Genomic DNA, 14,381 nt, shown 5'->3' with positions numbered 1-14,381 from the left:
AAAACCCATCTGGACGAATTCCCGCAATTTCTGAACGTGCTGCTCGGGGATATGAGCCTCGTTGGACCTCGTCCCGAACGCCCCGAATTAATCGCCGAGCTGGAGAAACAGATTCCATTCTATCGGGCCCGCCTGCTCGTGAAACCGGGCATCGGCGGCTGGGCGCAGATCAACGGTGGGAAATTAGCTTCAGTGGAGGGTTCAGCCGAAAAGCTGGAATTCGATCTGTACTACATAAAACATCGCAGCGTGTTGTTGGACATCTGGATCATACTGCGCACGATCGGCTCGATCATTGGCTTAAAGGGAGTCTAGCTTGACGCTTTCGTTGGTAACCGGCGGTGCGGGTTTCATTGGGTCCCATCTGGTAAGGTCGTTGCTCGAAGCGGGCGATTCGGTCCGCGTTTTGGACGATCTCTCCACGGGCAAAAAAGAGAATCTCGAGGGGTTGGGCGTTGAATTAACGGTCGGAGACATCCGGGACGAGCGTCTCGTCCGTGATGCCTGTGAAGGTGTGGATCGTGTCTTTCATCTGGCGGCTCTGGCTTCCGTGGCCGCTTCGATGCGTGCCCCGCTTCAATACTACGACGTCAATCTGCTGGGTTCGGTAAACGTCCTTCGGGCGGCCGTCGATTCGGGCGTGTCGCGCGTGGTCCTCGCCTCTTCGGCCGCCGTGTACGGGAACACCAACGGTGTGGTTCACGAAGATACGGAGAAGCACCCGCTTTCTCCCTATGCGGATGCCAAGTTGGCGATGGAGAGCGCGGCGCGCACGTTTTCGTCTGCCTACGGATTGCCGGTCGTCGCGCTGCGATTCTTCAACGTCTATGGTCCCAGGCAATCCCCCGACTCGGCATATGCGGCAGTGATTCCGCTCTTCATCCTGGCCATGCTGAACGGCGAGGCCGTCAAGATCGAAGGCGATGGGAAACAAACCCGGGATTTCGTCTTCGTGGGCGACATCGTGCGTGCCTTGTTGATCGCCTCGGTGCGGGAGGCAGCGGTCGGTGGCGTCTTCAACGTGGGCGGCGGACGTTCGATATCCATACTCGAGCTGGCGCAAACCTTGCAGCGAATCTTCCCGGAGTCTCCGCCTCCGGTCCACGTAGCGCCTCGTGAGGGAGACATTCGCTTCTCCGAAGCGAGTGTTGAGCGGATTCGGACAGCGTTGGAATATCGCCCGAATACCGACTTGATCGATGGCCTGCGAATCACGGTACAATGGTTCCGAGATAAGGAGCGGAAATAGTATATGCGGCCCAAGCCGATTCTTCAGATTCGCAATCGATATTTACTCGCTGTTGACCTGTTCTTGATCGTCACCTCGGTTCTGGCCAGCTTCGCCTTGCGCCTCGAATTGGGGACCGCATTCATGAATTATCTCCCTTCGGCCTGGATCATGGTAATTGCTGCCCTGGTGATCAAGCCGACGGTCTATTATCTTTTCGGCCTATACCGAAGGTATTGGGTATACGCAAGCATTCGAGAGATGCGCCTGATCCTTTTCGCCACGCTGAGCGCTTCGGCGAGCGTGGCCATCGTGGTTTTGCTGGTCGCCGCGGCCGGCGGCATGCCCAGGGGATTTCCGCGTTCTGTGATCGGCATCGATTGGCTTCTTTCGCTGTTCAGCGTCGGCGGTTTGCGCATCATCGTGCGCGTGCTGAGTGAAAGCGGGCAAGTGAGTCAAAAGTCAGACGGTCTGGGCGGCGCGCGGCGGGTCGTCATCGTTGGCGCGGGCGACGCCGGGGTGCTGGTCGTACGCGAGATGCAGCGCAATCCTCAACTGCACATGCTGCCCGTCGCCTTCGTCGACGACGACAAGGAGAAAATCGATAAGGAAATCCACGGCGTTCCGGTAGCGGGACGGCTTGGCGAGCTGCTGTCTGTCGTGGATAAATATTACGCACACGAAGTCGTGATTGCCATCCCCACGGCGCCTGGGCACGTGGTGCGTCTGGTTACCCATCTGTGCCGCTCGGGGGACATCCCCTTTCGCACGATGCCAGGCATGTATGAACTGATCGGCGGCAGCTTGAGTGTAAGCCGTTTGCGTGACGTCGACATCAGCGACTTGCTGCGGCGCGAGCCCGTGTGGATCGACGACGATTCGCCCACGCGGGTGCTGCGCGGCAAACGGATTTTGGTAACCGGCGCGGGCGGCTCGATCGGGCTGGAGCTCTGCCGCCAGATCGCCCGCTGGGGACCGGCGCAGCTTGCGCTGCTGGGGCACGGAGAAAACAGCATCTTCGACGCCTTGCTCGAGCTTCGCGAGGATCATCCCAATCTACCGCTCGTTCCCATCATCGCCGACATCCGCGACATCGATCGCATACACGACGTTCTCTCGAGTTTCCGCCCCGAAGCGATCTTTCACGCCGCAGCGCACAAGCACGTTCCTTTAATGGAGTTGAATATCGAGGAAGCCGTCACCAACAACGTCTTGGGGACCAAAAGCGTCGTCGAGGCAGCGTTGGCTTGCGGGACCGAACGATTGGTGCTCATCTCCACGGATAAGGCCGTGCAGCCGAAGAGCGTTATGGGTGCGACGAAACGTATGGCGGAAATGATCGTACGGGATGCCGCGGACCGAAGCGGAAGGCCGTTCGTTTCGGTACGTTTCGGCAACGTTTTGGGCAGTCGCGGCAGCATCGTACCCATCTTCAAGCGCCAGATTGCGCACGGCGGGCCGGTGACGGTCACGCATCCGGAAATGCGGCGTTATTTTATGACCATCCCCGAAGCGGTCCATCTCGTGCTGCAGGCGGCCGGGATGGGTGTCGGGGGAGAGTTGTTCGTGCTGCGCATGGGCGATCAGGTCCGCATTCTCGATTTGGCCGAGGACCTGATCCGGCTTTCCGGATTCAAACCTGGTGAGGATATCGAGATCGTGTTCACCGGCATTCGGCCGGGCGAAAAACTCAGCGAATCGCTCTGGGACGAGGGACTGGATTACCGCCCTACCGAGCACGCGGACATCGTTTGCCTGGAAGAGAACGGCCAGCTCGTTGGGGAAGCGCTCGACGCCGCGATCGACGAGCTGGTACGACTGGCGCACGAAGGCGACAAGGAGGCCATCCTTGGTCTGCTCAATGAGCGTGTGCCGGGGAGCATCCTCGGTCAGGCGCCTCCTCCGGATTTGACCTCCGTTCTCTAGTCGAGTCGAGAAATTCCATCTGTTGTTGCCAAACTGCGTGAGCAGTTCGACGCCGCACATCGCAGTGCGTCTTATCGGCTTCGACGTCGTTTTTACGTGGCGACTCGAATCTCGTTTATTTTTCAACTGCGGGTGTTGGACGTGCGCTATCGCGACGCGCTATCCGGGTTATTCCGTCGCGGTCGAGGTGGGCGGCGCTGCGGTGTCCGTGGCGGTGGGAGGTTGGGTTGAAGTCGGTGTGTCGCTGGGAACCGGAGTCAGTGTCAGCGTGGGCGTCTCGGTGTCGAGGATGAAGGGCGTGAAATTCTGCGTTGCGGTGGGGCCGGGCGTGAAACTCGGTGTGTGGCTGGGAGGCACGAATCCGGTGTTCGTGATCGTGGGAGTCTGCGTGATGGTGGCAGTATCGGGTGTCGTAAGCGGGGTGTTGTATTGTGGCGTATCGGAAGCCGGCATGCTGGTAGGGGATTGCGTGGGCGTGAATCGACCCGGCGCTTGCCGCAGCGCGGTAAAACCTGCACAGTAGCAGGGAATCGTCATCAGGATGATCGCGGCCAGCAGTACGTAGCGTCGTTTTTTGCTATCTTGAAGTACTTCTGCAACAAATTCCATAATCGCTCGATCATATCAAGGATACGATGATGCAGCAAGCATCGCCCGATCGTCTACTGGCCGGCACCACCGGTCTGTAAGTTCACTGCGATTCACAGAATAGAATCAAAGCCAGTCGTTCTGAGTTTATAATCTTTATATACGGAAACAGGATAGGTACCCACGATGACGGTAGAAGTGCGCTCGCGGCCTCGATTTGAATTCTTCACTTTAATCCTGCTTATCATCATGCTCAGTATATCTGCGTGGTCGCTGCTGATTGCGAATTGGGCGGATGATCTGGGACTCGTCGCCACGGTTGTCCAATTGTCGCTGATTACCGGAATGGCCCTGGCCCGCAGCGTTTTTTCCGGCAGGACGGCCGCTTTCTTCGCGACGTTCTACGGTTTGTTCTTCACCGGATGGCAGATAACGCGAACCCTCGATCCGAGTCTGACCTGGCGAGACAAGATCGTTAACGTTGGAGAGCGAATCGGTACGTTCGCCAATGTGGTTGCGAATGGACAAACGAATCACGATGCGTTGATGTTCGTTTTGATAATGGCGGTCTTGTTCTGGATTATCGGAGTGCTGGCCGCCTGGTCGTTATTTCGCCGGGGAGAAGTTTGGGGCGCGATCATTCCCGGGGGGATCGTCGTTTTCACAAACGCGTATTTCTATGATGGTGAAGCTGCGGTCAACGCTGCAGTAGCGGCATACTGGTTTATTGCGCTGCTGCTCATCGTCCGTTCCGAGATCAATCGGCGCAGCGGTACCTGGCATTCAATGCGCGCAAGGGTGCCGGCAGAAACCAGTTTCTTCGTCAATCGCATGGGAGCCTTTCTGGCTTTGGCGCTGATCCTTGTGGCGTGGGTTGCACCGGCCTATTCGAAATATGACAACCTGGCGGAATTCTGGGATGGCATTACGAAGCCACTGGATACGACGCGCATTCGCATCGGCGATGCGTTTGGCGACTTGCGCGGGCCGGTGGGTGTGATTCCTGAATACTATGCTGAAGTGCTGAATCTCGCTGCAGGTACGGAAGTGGAAGATCTGCCGGTTCTCCAGGCTTTTCCAGGACGTTTTCCGCAGAACAACGGACGTTTCTACTGGCGTTCACGCGTCTACGATCGATACGAGAATGGCAATTGGTCTTCCACGGTGACGGACGTCGTCGCCTTCGATCCGACGGGAGGGGACATCCAATTTCCAGACTACACCGGACGGGAGAGAATCGAGGTCGAACTTCAGCCGGTCCGGGATGCGATGATCCTGTTGTTCCTGCCCTCACAACCGCTCTGGGTCAACCGTGGTTCGCAGATGGACGTGGTTACCAGTGAAGGAGTTGTTGTCGATCTGGCCAGTATGATCGCCAATGAGGCGATCATGCGAGGGGAGACGTATCGCACAGTCGCGTCGGTCGCCACCCCGACCGGCCTCGAACTGCGAAACGCTGGGACGGATTATCCGGATTGGGTCAGCCGAAATTATTTACAGGTGCCCGATACGATCACGGATCGGATGATTGAGTTGGCGAATCGCATCACGCGAGGACGGAGTACGCCATACGATAAGGCCGTGGCGATTACGACATGGCTGCGTGAAAATATCACCTACAACCGTCAAACGCCAGCCCCGCCGCCCGAAGTCGAACCGCTGGATTGGTTCCTCTTTGATTATCGCACCGGATTCTGCAATTACTACGCCAGCGCAGAAGTGATCATGTTGCGGTCGTTGGGTATCCCGGCACGGCTGGCGGCCGGGTATGCACGCGGCACGTATGAAGTCGAGCAAAGCGCCTATCTTGTAACTGCGAGAGATTCGCACGCCTGGCCGGAAGTCTTCTTTCCAGGCATCGGCTGGGTGGAATTCGAACCGACGACCTCTCAGGATGCGCTTGATCGTCCCCTGCAGCTGCCGATGGACATGATGACGGATCGAGATTTTCTAAGTCCGAGAGAATTTAATCAGGGCGGGGAAATCGAACCACCACTTAGCGGGCCTGGGGATCAAATCTTGATTTACGCGGATCGCTGGATGCCTAGTCGAGCCATCGTGTATTTCTTGGTGATCCTCAACATCCTTTCACTCGGGCTGTTGTTTGCTGTATGGCTCTATGTCGATCCCCAATCGCGTGTCGTCGCGCGCCGGGCCGTGTTCAAGGGCATGAGTCGCGCAGGTTTCGAAGATTTCGATGATCGGCTTGATTCGCGAATCGAAACCACCCCCACGGGGATCATCTACCGCCGCTGGAGCAAAATGCTTCGACGCGCCGGCGTGCCGGTGCGCCCCACGCAGACACCCAACGAACGGGCGGAGCACCTTGCCGCTGTGTTGCCTGAATTGAGCGATCCGGGGCGGACGATCGTGAAGGCCTACACGCAGGAGCGTTTTGGGAACAAAACCATTGCGACGGATCCCGTCCGCCGTGCCTGGCGTGCTTCCTGGCCGCTGATGCTGCAGGCCTGGCTGCGCCGGCTCATCGATACCTGGCTCAAGAAATTAAGGATCGTTGACCGTTCGAAGTCCCGGAAAGAATAAGAGCGGGAGCATTTTTCGTTTCGTGTCTGATGAAGCTGGCTGATCTGCTGCGTTAGTAATCAAGGTCGATTGTGTGCCCATAATGGCTGACATATAATCGGCTGGACAGAGAAAAGAAGAAGTGCGGAGAGATACGCTGTGAGTACGCCTACGGTTCGTCCCAGTCTTGGCGATCATTTATTGCGCATCAGCCGTAAAGCAGAAGAAATAAGGAACAAACTCGAGCGCTATCGGGAAACCCTGCAGCGCGCACGCCTCGATTTGCCGATCGGTGTGCTCGATCAATTGCGACAGATCAGCGGCACGCTGATGGAATTGCAGCAGGAAGCCGAGGTTCACGAACAAGAACGGCGCAACCTTCAGGCGCTTTCGGAAATCGGCCAGGTTGTCAATTCATCCTTGGATTTGCAGACCGTTTTGAACGAGGTGATGGATACCATCATCCGGCTCACCGGGGCAGAACGTGCTTTCTTGATGATGCGCGACGAGAACAGCGGGGAAATGGAAACGCTCGTGGCGCGGAATTGGGAACGGGTGTCGCTGGACGAAGAGGAGATCCAGATCAGCGATACGATCGTTGGACAAGTGGTGACCAGCGGCGATGCCGTGTTGACGACCAATGCGCAGACCGATCCGCGCTTCGACAAGATGGAAAGCATCGTTTCCTTTTCGCTGCGCTCGATCCTGTGTGTGCCTTTGAAGGTGAAGGGAAAACTCATTGGGGTCATCTACGCCGACAACCGCGCCCGGGAAGGGTTGTTCAAAGAAAAAGAGCGTAAACTCTTGATGGACTTCGCCAATCAGGCGGCGGTCGCCCTCGAAAATGCGCGCCTGTTCGATTCTGTGAAGCGCAGTCTGGATGAAGTGTCCGAATTGAAAAACTTGATGGAAGATGTGTTCAACTCCATCGTGAGCGGGGTGCTCACGTCCGATGTCGAGGACGCCATCACATTGTGCAACCGGGCCGCCGAGAATATCCTGGCCACGACCCGGGAGGTGCTTCTCGGAACCTCCTTGCGGCAGCAGTTGGAATCTCTTTCGGATGACCTTTCGACGAAAATTGAGCAGGTCGAGAAAAAGGATAAGCGCTTTCGCGGCCTGGAAGTTCATACGCAGATCGAAGATCGCGGGGAAGTGGATTTGAGTCTCAATCTCTCTCCCCTGAAGACGGCAGAGGACGCCACTCGCGGCGTGGCCATCGTCTTGGATGATCTGACCGAGAAACGCCGCCTGGAAGCACAGCGGCGCCTCTTCGAGCGTATGGTGTCGCCGGCGGTGATCGATCAACTCGACCCGGACGCCCTCCAGCTCGGCGGTCACCGGGCACAGATTACGACGTTTTTCGCCGACATCCGCGGTTTTACGGCGTTCAGCGAGAAGGAAAAGCCGGAAACGTTGATGACGGTGCTCAATCGTTATCTGGCGGCGGCCGCAGAAGCCATACTGCGGGAGGAGGGCACGATCGATAAATTCCTTGGTGATGCGGTGATGGCGTGGTTCAACGCACCGATACCTCAGAAGGATCACACCCTGCGTGCCGTACGTTCGGCGATCGCCTTGAAATCCTCCGTCGAAGGGTTGCATCGAGAACTCCCTGAGGATGGGCGGCTTTCGTTCGGGATCGGCATACATGCCGGTGAAGCTCTGCTCGGGCTTGTGGGAACGCAGCAGCGCGTGGAATACACGGCCATCGGCGATTGCGTCAACACGGCCAAGCGGCTGCAGGAAAACGCCGCAGCCGGACAGATCCTCATCAGCCGCGAGACGGCAAAGGCCATTCTCAAATCGATCGAGGTGGTCGAGCTCCCGCCTATCGTGGCCGAAGGGAAAGAAAAGCCGATCGAAGTTTACGAGATCGTCGGTGTGAATTAATCCAGCAAATCGTCGTAGGCGAAGAGCGTCGGCGTGCCGCCGGTGTGCCAGAACAAGATGGTCTCATCGCTGGAGAATTCGCCGCTGTAAATGAGATCCAACATGCCGCCCGCAGCGCGGCCGGTATAGACGGGGTCCAGTAATATGCCTTCCATGCGGGCGAAGTCTATCAGCGCATGGCGTTCGAGGTCACCGAGAACGCCGTATCCCGCTCCAAGATAATCGTCCCAAACTTCCACGTCATTCGGTTCGATCTTGTGGGGTTTTCCCAGCAGCTCACAGATTTGCGTCGCCAAATCCGCAATCGTGTTTTTCAACGGCTCGGCTTTCGGGTCGACGCTGATACCGCTGATTCGAATCTGGTAATCGGCAATCTTAGCTCCGGCGAGCAAACCGGCTTGCGTGCCGCCGGAGGAGGATGCCAGTACGATGCGATCCACGGGAACATCTTGTGAAAGGAATTCCAGCATCGCTGTGGCGTAGGCGCTTGCGCCGAGTGCATTGGATCCGCCGTAGGGGATGAGGTACGGGCGGCGGCCGTCGGCCCAGGCCGCGTCGAAAGTCTGTTGGAGCATCTCATCGGGGGCGGCGCCTTCGGTCCACACGATATCCGCATTCAGCAGGCGATCCAGCAGCAAGTTCGCGGTCCAGTGCTCGGTGGGGTCGCCGGTGAGGATGAGGATGCAGTCGAAGCCGAAACGGGCTGCGGCGGCTGCTGTTTGGCGGCAGTGATTCGATTGCGCGGCGCCTCGAGTGATCAGCGTGCGAGCGCCGTGGGCTTGTGCGTCGGCAACGAGGTACTCGAGTTTCCGAGTCTTGTTGCCTCCGAACGCCAACCCCGTCTGATCGTCGCGTTTGATCCACAACGTGGGGCCGTCGAGGGAAGCGCTCAGGCGCGGCAGCGGTTCTATTGGAGTCGGCAAATGGGCGATCTTCAAGCGGGGTAGGGTTGGCACATTCATTCTCTACATCCTTTGGGTGAGCATCGTCGGCGAACCGCGGGGTTATAAGCTTTCAATCCTCGATGCTCTGCTTTGTCTTACGCACGCCGCGGACGCGCATCAGATCGAGTGCTTTCGGCTTCAATACCGTATACAACCAATAGAGCAACGGTCTCGTGACGTAATCCCAGGCGCCCAGTGAACGCACGTACTGCGCTCCGAAGCCCGATTTGAATCGGTATAGGCCCCATAGCGGATCATGCGTGTCGAGCGTTTCCGGTGCGCCCCAGAAATCGTATTTACTACAGCCTTGTTCCTTCGCCCAGCGAATCGCTTCCCACTGCAGCAGATAGTTGGGCATTTTCTCGCGATACACTTCGCGAGACATGCCGTACATGTATAGCGCGGTGTCCGCGTAGCGGTATGCGATGACCGCCGCCACCGGCGTTTCGTCCACCTGGGCGATGAACGGCTGGGCCAAACCGGCCCGGATGAAACTTCCCCAAACCTCGCGGTAGTACGCCGGATCTCGAATGGCGAATCCATCCCGGATGGAGGTCTCTGCGTACATCTGGTAGAGCAGGTCGAAATCGTTGAGGTCTCCCTGGCGTACGGAGACCCCTCGGCGGCCGGCGAGGCGGATGTTGTAGCGGGTCTTTTGTTTCATTTCCGCAAGTAAGCCGTCTTCCGTTTTGGACAGATCGAGGAGAAATGTGCTTCGGAACTGGATTTGTTCGACGGAGGGGCGCCAACCTTGCTCTTCAAGTGATGCCAGAACACTCCTGCCTGCAGGATTATCTACGAGCGTTTCGGTAGTGTTCGCATCGCTGTACGAAAGTGGAAAACCGGGATCGATCTTGAGAAACACGGCTTTCTGATCGGTTGTGAAACGTTCCATGTCTTCGAGTACCTGCGAGCGCAGCGCAGCTTCGGACCACTGCAGTGCGGGTCCTCTGGGGCAATAGAAGATCGAGAAGCGCCTGCCGATGCCGGGAAGCGGCAGGTTGCGCTGCAGGATTTGAGCTGCTGCGAGTGGCTTTCCGCGCGCATCTTTCCACAGCAGGCGATGCGCCTCCCATCCATATTTGGTTTTTAAGTCCCCCCATTCCCAGGACTGCAGTAAATCGGCGCTGGGAAGAGCAGTAACTGCTGCGTTCCATTGGGTTCGATCAGATATCGATTCCGGGGGCATCGTTCATTCTCATCCGTTGCGTCTACTCGTCCAGGTGTGGTAGAGCCGGTAAAGCCAGGGGATGCGGGGGCGATCCCAGGCGCCGATGGAATGCACCAGGTTTCCTCCAAAGCCTCGCTTGAAGCGGTAGACGCCCCACAGCCCGTCGCTGCGACGCATGAAATTGGCCTCCAGGGTTTCCTGGTCTTCATCGGGGACGCCCCAAAGATCGTACTGCGTGCAGCCACGCTGGCGCGCCCAACGTATCGCCTGCCACTGCAGAAGATAGGTCGGCATGCGGCTGCGGTGTGCATCTGTCGACGCGCCGTAGAGATACCAGGCACGACTGCCGCGCGCGAAAACCATGATCGCCGCAATCGGTTGACCTTCATGCTCTGCAACGAAGAGCTCGCAGGCGCCGGATGGATGGAAAAGGTCGTATGCCCGTCGGTAGTATGAGGGGACATGAACGCCGAAATCGTCGCGCTGCGCAGTCGCCTGCATCATGCGCCCGAAGGCATCCAGATCAGTCCACGGACGGGCGCTGACCCCCTTCCGGGAAGCCAGGCGTATGTTGTAGCGTGTTTTCTGATGCATGCGAGCCAGAATCTCGTTCTCCTCGGCGCGCAGGTCGACCACGAGCGTTGTAGCCGGTTGAATGAAATGCGGGCTGGTAAGAAACCCGTTTTCATGTAGTTTGGTTTGCAGCGCCGGATCGATATTTTCATCAGGCTCGATCTTAAGTGCGATCGAGCGTTTTTGGCTGCACAACGAATCCAATTCGGGAAGGAGCGCCGGCAGCCAATCGCCCAGCGGGCCTTTGGGCACGTAAGCCAGGGTGAAGCCCAGCGGCAGGCGGCGGAAGAGGACCTGTGCGCCGCAGCTTTCTCCCAGGATGCGTGCTACTTCCCAGCCATACACACTTTTCAGAGAACCCCACTGCGGCGTTTGCAGTAAATGTGCGTCTGGCTGAGCGCGGAGATAAGTTTCCCATTCCTCGGACGTGCATCGGGGCGACACGCCGGAATTATACCATCGGGATGCCTTTGCGCTCGGCGATTGCGCGATGGAACGTTCCGGCAATATGACGACAGAAGCTCAGGGGCGGGTGAGTTTCGTCACGATCGACCGATAACCTTGCGCCTTTACTGTAAATGATGAACGTGATAAGCTATGTCCAGTTTCATGGGAGAGAAAGCCCCGAATTTTTCTGTGGGCTGGTATTGGGAGGAGTGAGCGTTGATGCTCAGACCCTGGGTTTTCTTGGGTATCTTGTTGATCGTCGGTCTGATACTACCGGGTGTTGCCATCGCTGCCAACTGGATTCTCTCGCCGAAAAAACCCAACGCAATCAAGCAATCGATCTACGAATGCGGCGTCGAGACCGTGGGGGAAACGTACGTTCAACTTAAAGGTCAATACTACGTCTTCGCGCTCATTTTTTTGGTTTTCGACATCGAAGCCGTGTTTCTGTTTCCATGGGCGGTAGCTTACGACAAGCTGAGCCTGTACATGGTCCTAGAGGGGGTACTCTTTATCTTCATCCTTACTGCCGGGTTGATGTATACCTGGCGGAAAGGCGCTTTGGAGTGGTTCTAAATCCAAGGCGACCAGACGGTGGCTGATGGTAGCAACACATCAGCCATTTCGTATTGCATGGATTATGTGACTCGGAATTCGTATATCCTTCGAGGAGTCACTCTGATTTGAACGCGTAGGAGCGAGACATGCCGTTTGACATCAACGATCCGTTCGGCTGGTTTGGTGAATGGTTTCGTGGGCTGCTTGAAAATCTTGGTTTGGCGCCCGGCGTCGTCGAGTTCATACAAAGTCTTTTGGGCGCATTTGTGCTGGGCACCGCCGCCCTCGTCGCTACTTTCTTTCTCATCTGGGCGGAGCGTAAACTCGTCGCTCGAATACAGGATCGCCTTGGACCAAATCGAGTGGGTCCCTTCGGCATTTTCCAGACCTTCGCAGACGCCCTCAAACTCGTAACCAAGGAATTGATCACGCCTACCGGCGCCGACATCGTACCGTACAATCTGGCGCCGCTGCTGGCAGTAATGTCGGTGGTGGGTGTCTGGGCGGTCATTCCACTGGCGCCGCATCTAACCGGCTCGGACATCAACGTTGGCGTCCTTTACGCCGTCTCGATCGGCGCGGTGGGCACGCTGGGCATCATGCTGGCAGGGATGTCGTCCAACAATAAATACGCTTTGCTGGGCGCCTTTCGTACGGTCGCGCAGATGCTCTCATATGCCGTACCGATGGTGTTGGCGCTGCTCGTGCCCGTGCTGCTGGCCGGATCGATGGGCATGGTGCAAATCACCGAAGCGCAGCACTCCTATTGGTTCGCCGTACTGTCGCCGTTCGCCGCCCTGATCTTTTTCGTCAGTTCGATCGCCGAGGTGGGACGCGCCCCGTTCGACTTGTTGGAGGCGGAATCGGAGATCGTCGCCGGATTCAATATCGAATATTCCGGGCTTCGTTTCGGGATGTTCTTCGTGGCCGAGTTCCTGCACGCTTTCACCGTCTCTGCACTCACCGCTACCCTGTTTCTGGGTGGATGGCAGGGACCGGGCGCCAGTGAATACCCGTTGCTGGGCTTACTCTACTTCTTCATCAAAACCACGGCGGTTTACTTCGTCGTCATCTGGATTCGGGGATCGTTCCCGCGTGTGCGCATCGACCAGATGAACAGCCTCAATTGGAAACTCTTTACGCCGATCGCTTTGGCCGGCTTGATGTTCACGGCCGTGGCGGAGAAATTGGTCACGGAATTCTCGCTCAACCGGATTCTCGTGCATCTGGGGAGCAATCTCTTGTTGTTGGTGATCGTGCTGACCGCATTGCGAAGTTATGCGCGAGCCAGAAGGCGTGAACAGGAAGGTTTGGCGCTTCGTACGTCCAATCTTCAGACTGGAAGTTCGCAGACACAGCCATGAGAGTGAACGTTCAATGACCTCCCTTCAATTGGTATTTCTGCTGATCGCGGCCGGCACGCTGTTCGCAGCGCTGATGGTGGTCCTCAGCAAACATCTGGTACACGCTGCGCTGTGGCTCATCCTCGTCCTGGCCGGAATCGCCGTGCTGTTCGTGCTCTTGGATGCCGGATTCCTGGCCGTCGTGCAGGTGGCCGTATACATCGATGCGATCGCCATCCTCATCATCATCGTCGTGATGCTGACGCAGCGCGCTATGGGCGCGACGAAAATGCACGTCAATCGAAATTGGGGGTTGGCGCTGTTGGCCGCCGTCGTGCTCTTCGCGGGTTTGTTGGCGCTTTTCAACCAGATACCGGCGCTGCAGTCGCAGGCGCCCCCGTTTGCGCTGGACGCCGAGATCTTCCTGGACGATCTGGGGCTCTCCCTCGTCGACGCCGACCGCTTCATCATACCGTTCGAGGTCGCTTCGGTTTTACTGCTTGCTGCACTCATCGGTTCGATCATGATCGCCTGGCCGCGGGGTTCTGCGTCTGAGGAGGAGCGTGAGGCATGATCCCCTTGTCCTGGTACATCATCTTCGCTGCGGCTTTATTTTGTGTGGGTTTGTACGGCGCACTGGCTCGCCGGAATGCGCTGGCAATCTTGATGGGCATCGAATTGATGCTGAACGCCACGAATATCAACCTGGTTGCTTTTTGGCGCTACGGCACCCTGGCCATCCGCGGCCAGGTTTTTGCGCTGATCGTGTTCGCAGTCGCGGCGGCCGAGGCCGCCGTCGGCCTGGCGTTGATCATTTCGATCTACCGGTGCGCACGACGGTCGCCGTCGAAGATATCGACATGATGAAGTGGTAGGCGGGTGACGATGCAACCAGAACTCCTGACGTGGCTCATTCCACTTCCTCCGATCCTGGCCTTCTTTCTGATCGTGCTGTGGGCCAACCGGAACAACCGTCTCAGCCATACGCTTGCCATTGGTGCAATGTTGATCTCGTGGGGATTGGCGATGACCGTATTCGGCATGGCGGTCACCAGCGAACATCTCGGCCAGCATCCCATCGCTTCTTCCATCCCCTGGCTGCAGACCGGGGAGACTTATTTCAACATCGGCGTGCTGATCGACCCGCTGTCCGCGGTTACCTTGTTCTTCGTCGCCTGGACCTGCCT

The 14,381-nt window shown here is 57.5% G+C and carries 14 protein-coding genes; 10 read left to right on the top strand and 4 right to left on the bottom strand.

Annotated features, from left to right (window positions below; genetic code table 11):
- The 3 genes from P8Z34_14655 to P8Z34_14645 all read left to right on the top strand — a co-directional run.
- Nucleotides 1-315, top strand: a 315-nt coding sequence (locus P8Z34_14655) for a sugar transferase (protein MEJ2551913.1), incomplete at its 5' end; no start/stop codon positions are given.
- Nucleotide 316: 1 nt separating this feature from the next.
- Complete coding sequence (locus P8Z34_14650) at nt 317-1,249, top strand: NAD-dependent epimerase/dehydratase family protein (GenBank protein MEJ2551912.1); 933 nt, start codon at nt 317-319, stop codon at nt 1,247-1,249.
- Nucleotides 1,250-1,252: 3 nt separating this feature from the next.
- A complete protein-coding gene (locus tag P8Z34_14645) occupies nt 1,253-3,154 on the top strand; it encodes a nucleoside-diphosphate sugar epimerase/dehydratase (protein ID MEJ2551911.1) in 1,902 nt (633 codons plus the stop codon).
- 168 nt (nt 3,155-3,322) lie between these two features.
- Here the strand turns inward: P8Z34_14645 and P8Z34_14640 are convergent, their stop codons facing one another.
- Nucleotides 3,323-3,763: a hypothetical protein gene (locus P8Z34_14640; protein ID MEJ2551910.1), complete on the bottom strand. Its 441-nt coding sequence runs from the start codon at nt 3,761-3,763 to the stop codon at nt 3,323-3,325.
- Between the two features lie 165 nt (nt 3,764-3,928).
- Here P8Z34_14640 and P8Z34_14635 point away from each other — a divergent pair, with 165 nt between their 5' ends.
- Together P8Z34_14635 and P8Z34_14630 are read left to right on the top strand one after the other, a co-directional pair.
- Nucleotides 3,929-6,286 (top strand): transglutaminase domain-containing protein, encoded by a 2,358-nt coding sequence (locus tag P8Z34_14635; protein ID MEJ2551909.1) that lies wholly within the window; start codon nt 3,929-3,931, stop codon nt 6,284-6,286.
- 138 nt (nt 6,287-6,424) lie between these two features.
- Nucleotides 6,425-8,158 (top strand): adenylate/guanylate cyclase domain-containing protein, encoded by a 1,734-nt coding sequence (locus P8Z34_14630; GenBank protein ID MEJ2551908.1) that lies wholly within the window; start codon nt 6,425-6,427, stop codon nt 8,156-8,158.
- On the opposite strand, the gene P8Z34_14625 is transcribed toward P8Z34_14630, so the two are convergent.
- Genes P8Z34_14625 through P8Z34_14615 form a run of 3 tightly spaced genes read right to left on the bottom strand, consistent with a single transcriptional unit; the run spans nt 8,155 to nt 11,290 of the window.
- Entirely contained in the window at nt 8,155-9,120 is a 966-nt protein-coding gene (locus tag P8Z34_14625) for a D-cysteine desulfhydrase family protein (protein ID MEJ2551907.1), read from the bottom strand. The genes P8Z34_14630 and P8Z34_14625 overlap by 4 nt on opposite strands.
- A gap of 52 nt (nt 9,121-9,172) precedes the next feature.
- Nucleotides 9,173-10,291, bottom strand: coding sequence for a peptidoglycan bridge formation glycyltransferase FemA/FemB family protein (locus P8Z34_14620; GenBank protein ID MEJ2551906.1), 1,119 nt, complete (start codon nt 10,289-10,291; stop codon nt 9,173-9,175).
- A gap of 9 nt (nt 10,292-10,300) precedes the next feature.
- Nucleotides 10,301-11,290 (bottom strand): peptidoglycan bridge formation glycyltransferase FemA/FemB family protein, encoded by a 990-nt coding sequence (locus P8Z34_14615; GenBank protein MEJ2551905.1) that lies wholly within the window; start codon nt 11,288-11,290, stop codon nt 10,301-10,303.
- Between the two features lie 222 nt (nt 11,291-11,512).
- On the opposite strand from P8Z34_14615, the gene P8Z34_14610 reads away from it, so the two are divergent.
- The 5 genes from P8Z34_14610 to P8Z34_14590 all read left to right on the top strand — a co-directional run.
- The gene (locus tag P8Z34_14610; protein MEJ2551904.1) at nt 11,513-11,869 is read left to right on the top strand and encodes an NADH-quinone oxidoreductase subunit A; all 357 of its coding nucleotides are present in this window, start codon (nt 11,513-11,515) and stop codon (nt 11,867-11,869) included.
- A gap of 128 nt (nt 11,870-11,997) precedes the next feature.
- On the top strand, nt 11,998-13,215 hold the full coding sequence (gene nuoH / locus P8Z34_14605; protein MEJ2551903.1) for an NADH-quinone oxidoreductase subunit NuoH: 1,218 nt from the start codon (nt 11,998-12,000) through the stop codon (nt 13,213-13,215).
- A 13-nt stretch (nt 13,216-13,228) separates the two neighbouring features.
- Nucleotides 13,229-13,768, top strand: coding sequence for an NADH-quinone oxidoreductase subunit J (locus P8Z34_14600; protein MEJ2551902.1), 540 nt, complete (start codon nt 13,229-13,231; stop codon nt 13,766-13,768).
- Nucleotides 13,765-14,058 (top strand): NADH-quinone oxidoreductase subunit NuoK, encoded by a 294-nt coding sequence (nuoK, locus tag P8Z34_14595; protein MEJ2551901.1) that lies wholly within the window; start codon nt 13,765-13,767, stop codon nt 14,056-14,058. Before P8Z34_14600 ends, nuoK begins: the two co-directional genes overlap by 4 nt.
- A 21-nt stretch (nt 14,059-14,079) precedes the next feature.
- Nucleotides 14,080-14,381, top strand: a 302-nt coding sequence (locus tag P8Z34_14590; GenBank protein ID MEJ2551900.1) for a hypothetical protein, incomplete at its 3' end; no start/stop codon positions are given.

The sequence above is a fragment of the Anaerolineales bacterium genome (genome assembly GCA_037382465.1).
Lineage (GTDB): Bacteria > Chloroflexota > Anaerolineae > Anaerolineales > E44-bin32 > WVZH01.
This window is presented reverse-complemented; position numbering and strand designations above follow the sequence as displayed.

Excerpts from the sequence above, each read along its gene's own strand:
- P8Z34_14645 (MEJ2551911.1), top strand. The coding sequence starts at position 1,253 with ATGCGGCCCAAGCCGATTCTTCAGATTCGCAATCGATATTTACTCGCT.
- P8Z34_14640 (MEJ2551910.1), bottom strand. The coding sequence starts at position 3,763 with ATGGAATTTGTTGCAGAAGTACTTCAAGATAGCAAAAAACGACGCTAC.
- P8Z34_14635 (MEJ2551909.1), top strand. The coding sequence starts at position 3,929 with ATGACGGTAGAAGTGCGCTCGCGGCCTCGATTTGAATTCTTCACTTTA.
- P8Z34_14625 (MEJ2551907.1), bottom strand. The coding sequence starts at position 9,120 with ATGAATGTGCCAACCCTACCCCGCTTGAAGATCGCCCATTTGCCGACT.
- P8Z34_14620 (MEJ2551906.1), bottom strand. The coding sequence starts at position 10,291 with ATGCCCCCGGAATCGATATCTGATCGAACCCAATGGAACGCAGCAGTT.
- P8Z34_14610 (MEJ2551904.1), top strand. The coding sequence starts at position 11,513 with ATGCTCAGACCCTGGGTTTTCTTGGGTATCTTGTTGATCGTCGGTCTG.
- nuoH (MEJ2551903.1), top strand. The coding sequence starts at position 11,998 with ATGCCGTTTGACATCAACGATCCGTTCGGCTGGTTTGGTGAATGGTTT.
- P8Z34_14600 (MEJ2551902.1), top strand. The coding sequence starts at position 13,229 with ATGACCTCCCTTCAATTGGTATTTCTGCTGATCGCGGCCGGCACGCTG.
- nuoK (MEJ2551901.1), top strand. The coding sequence starts at position 13,765 with ATGATCCCCTTGTCCTGGTACATCATCTTCGCTGCGGCTTTATTTTGT.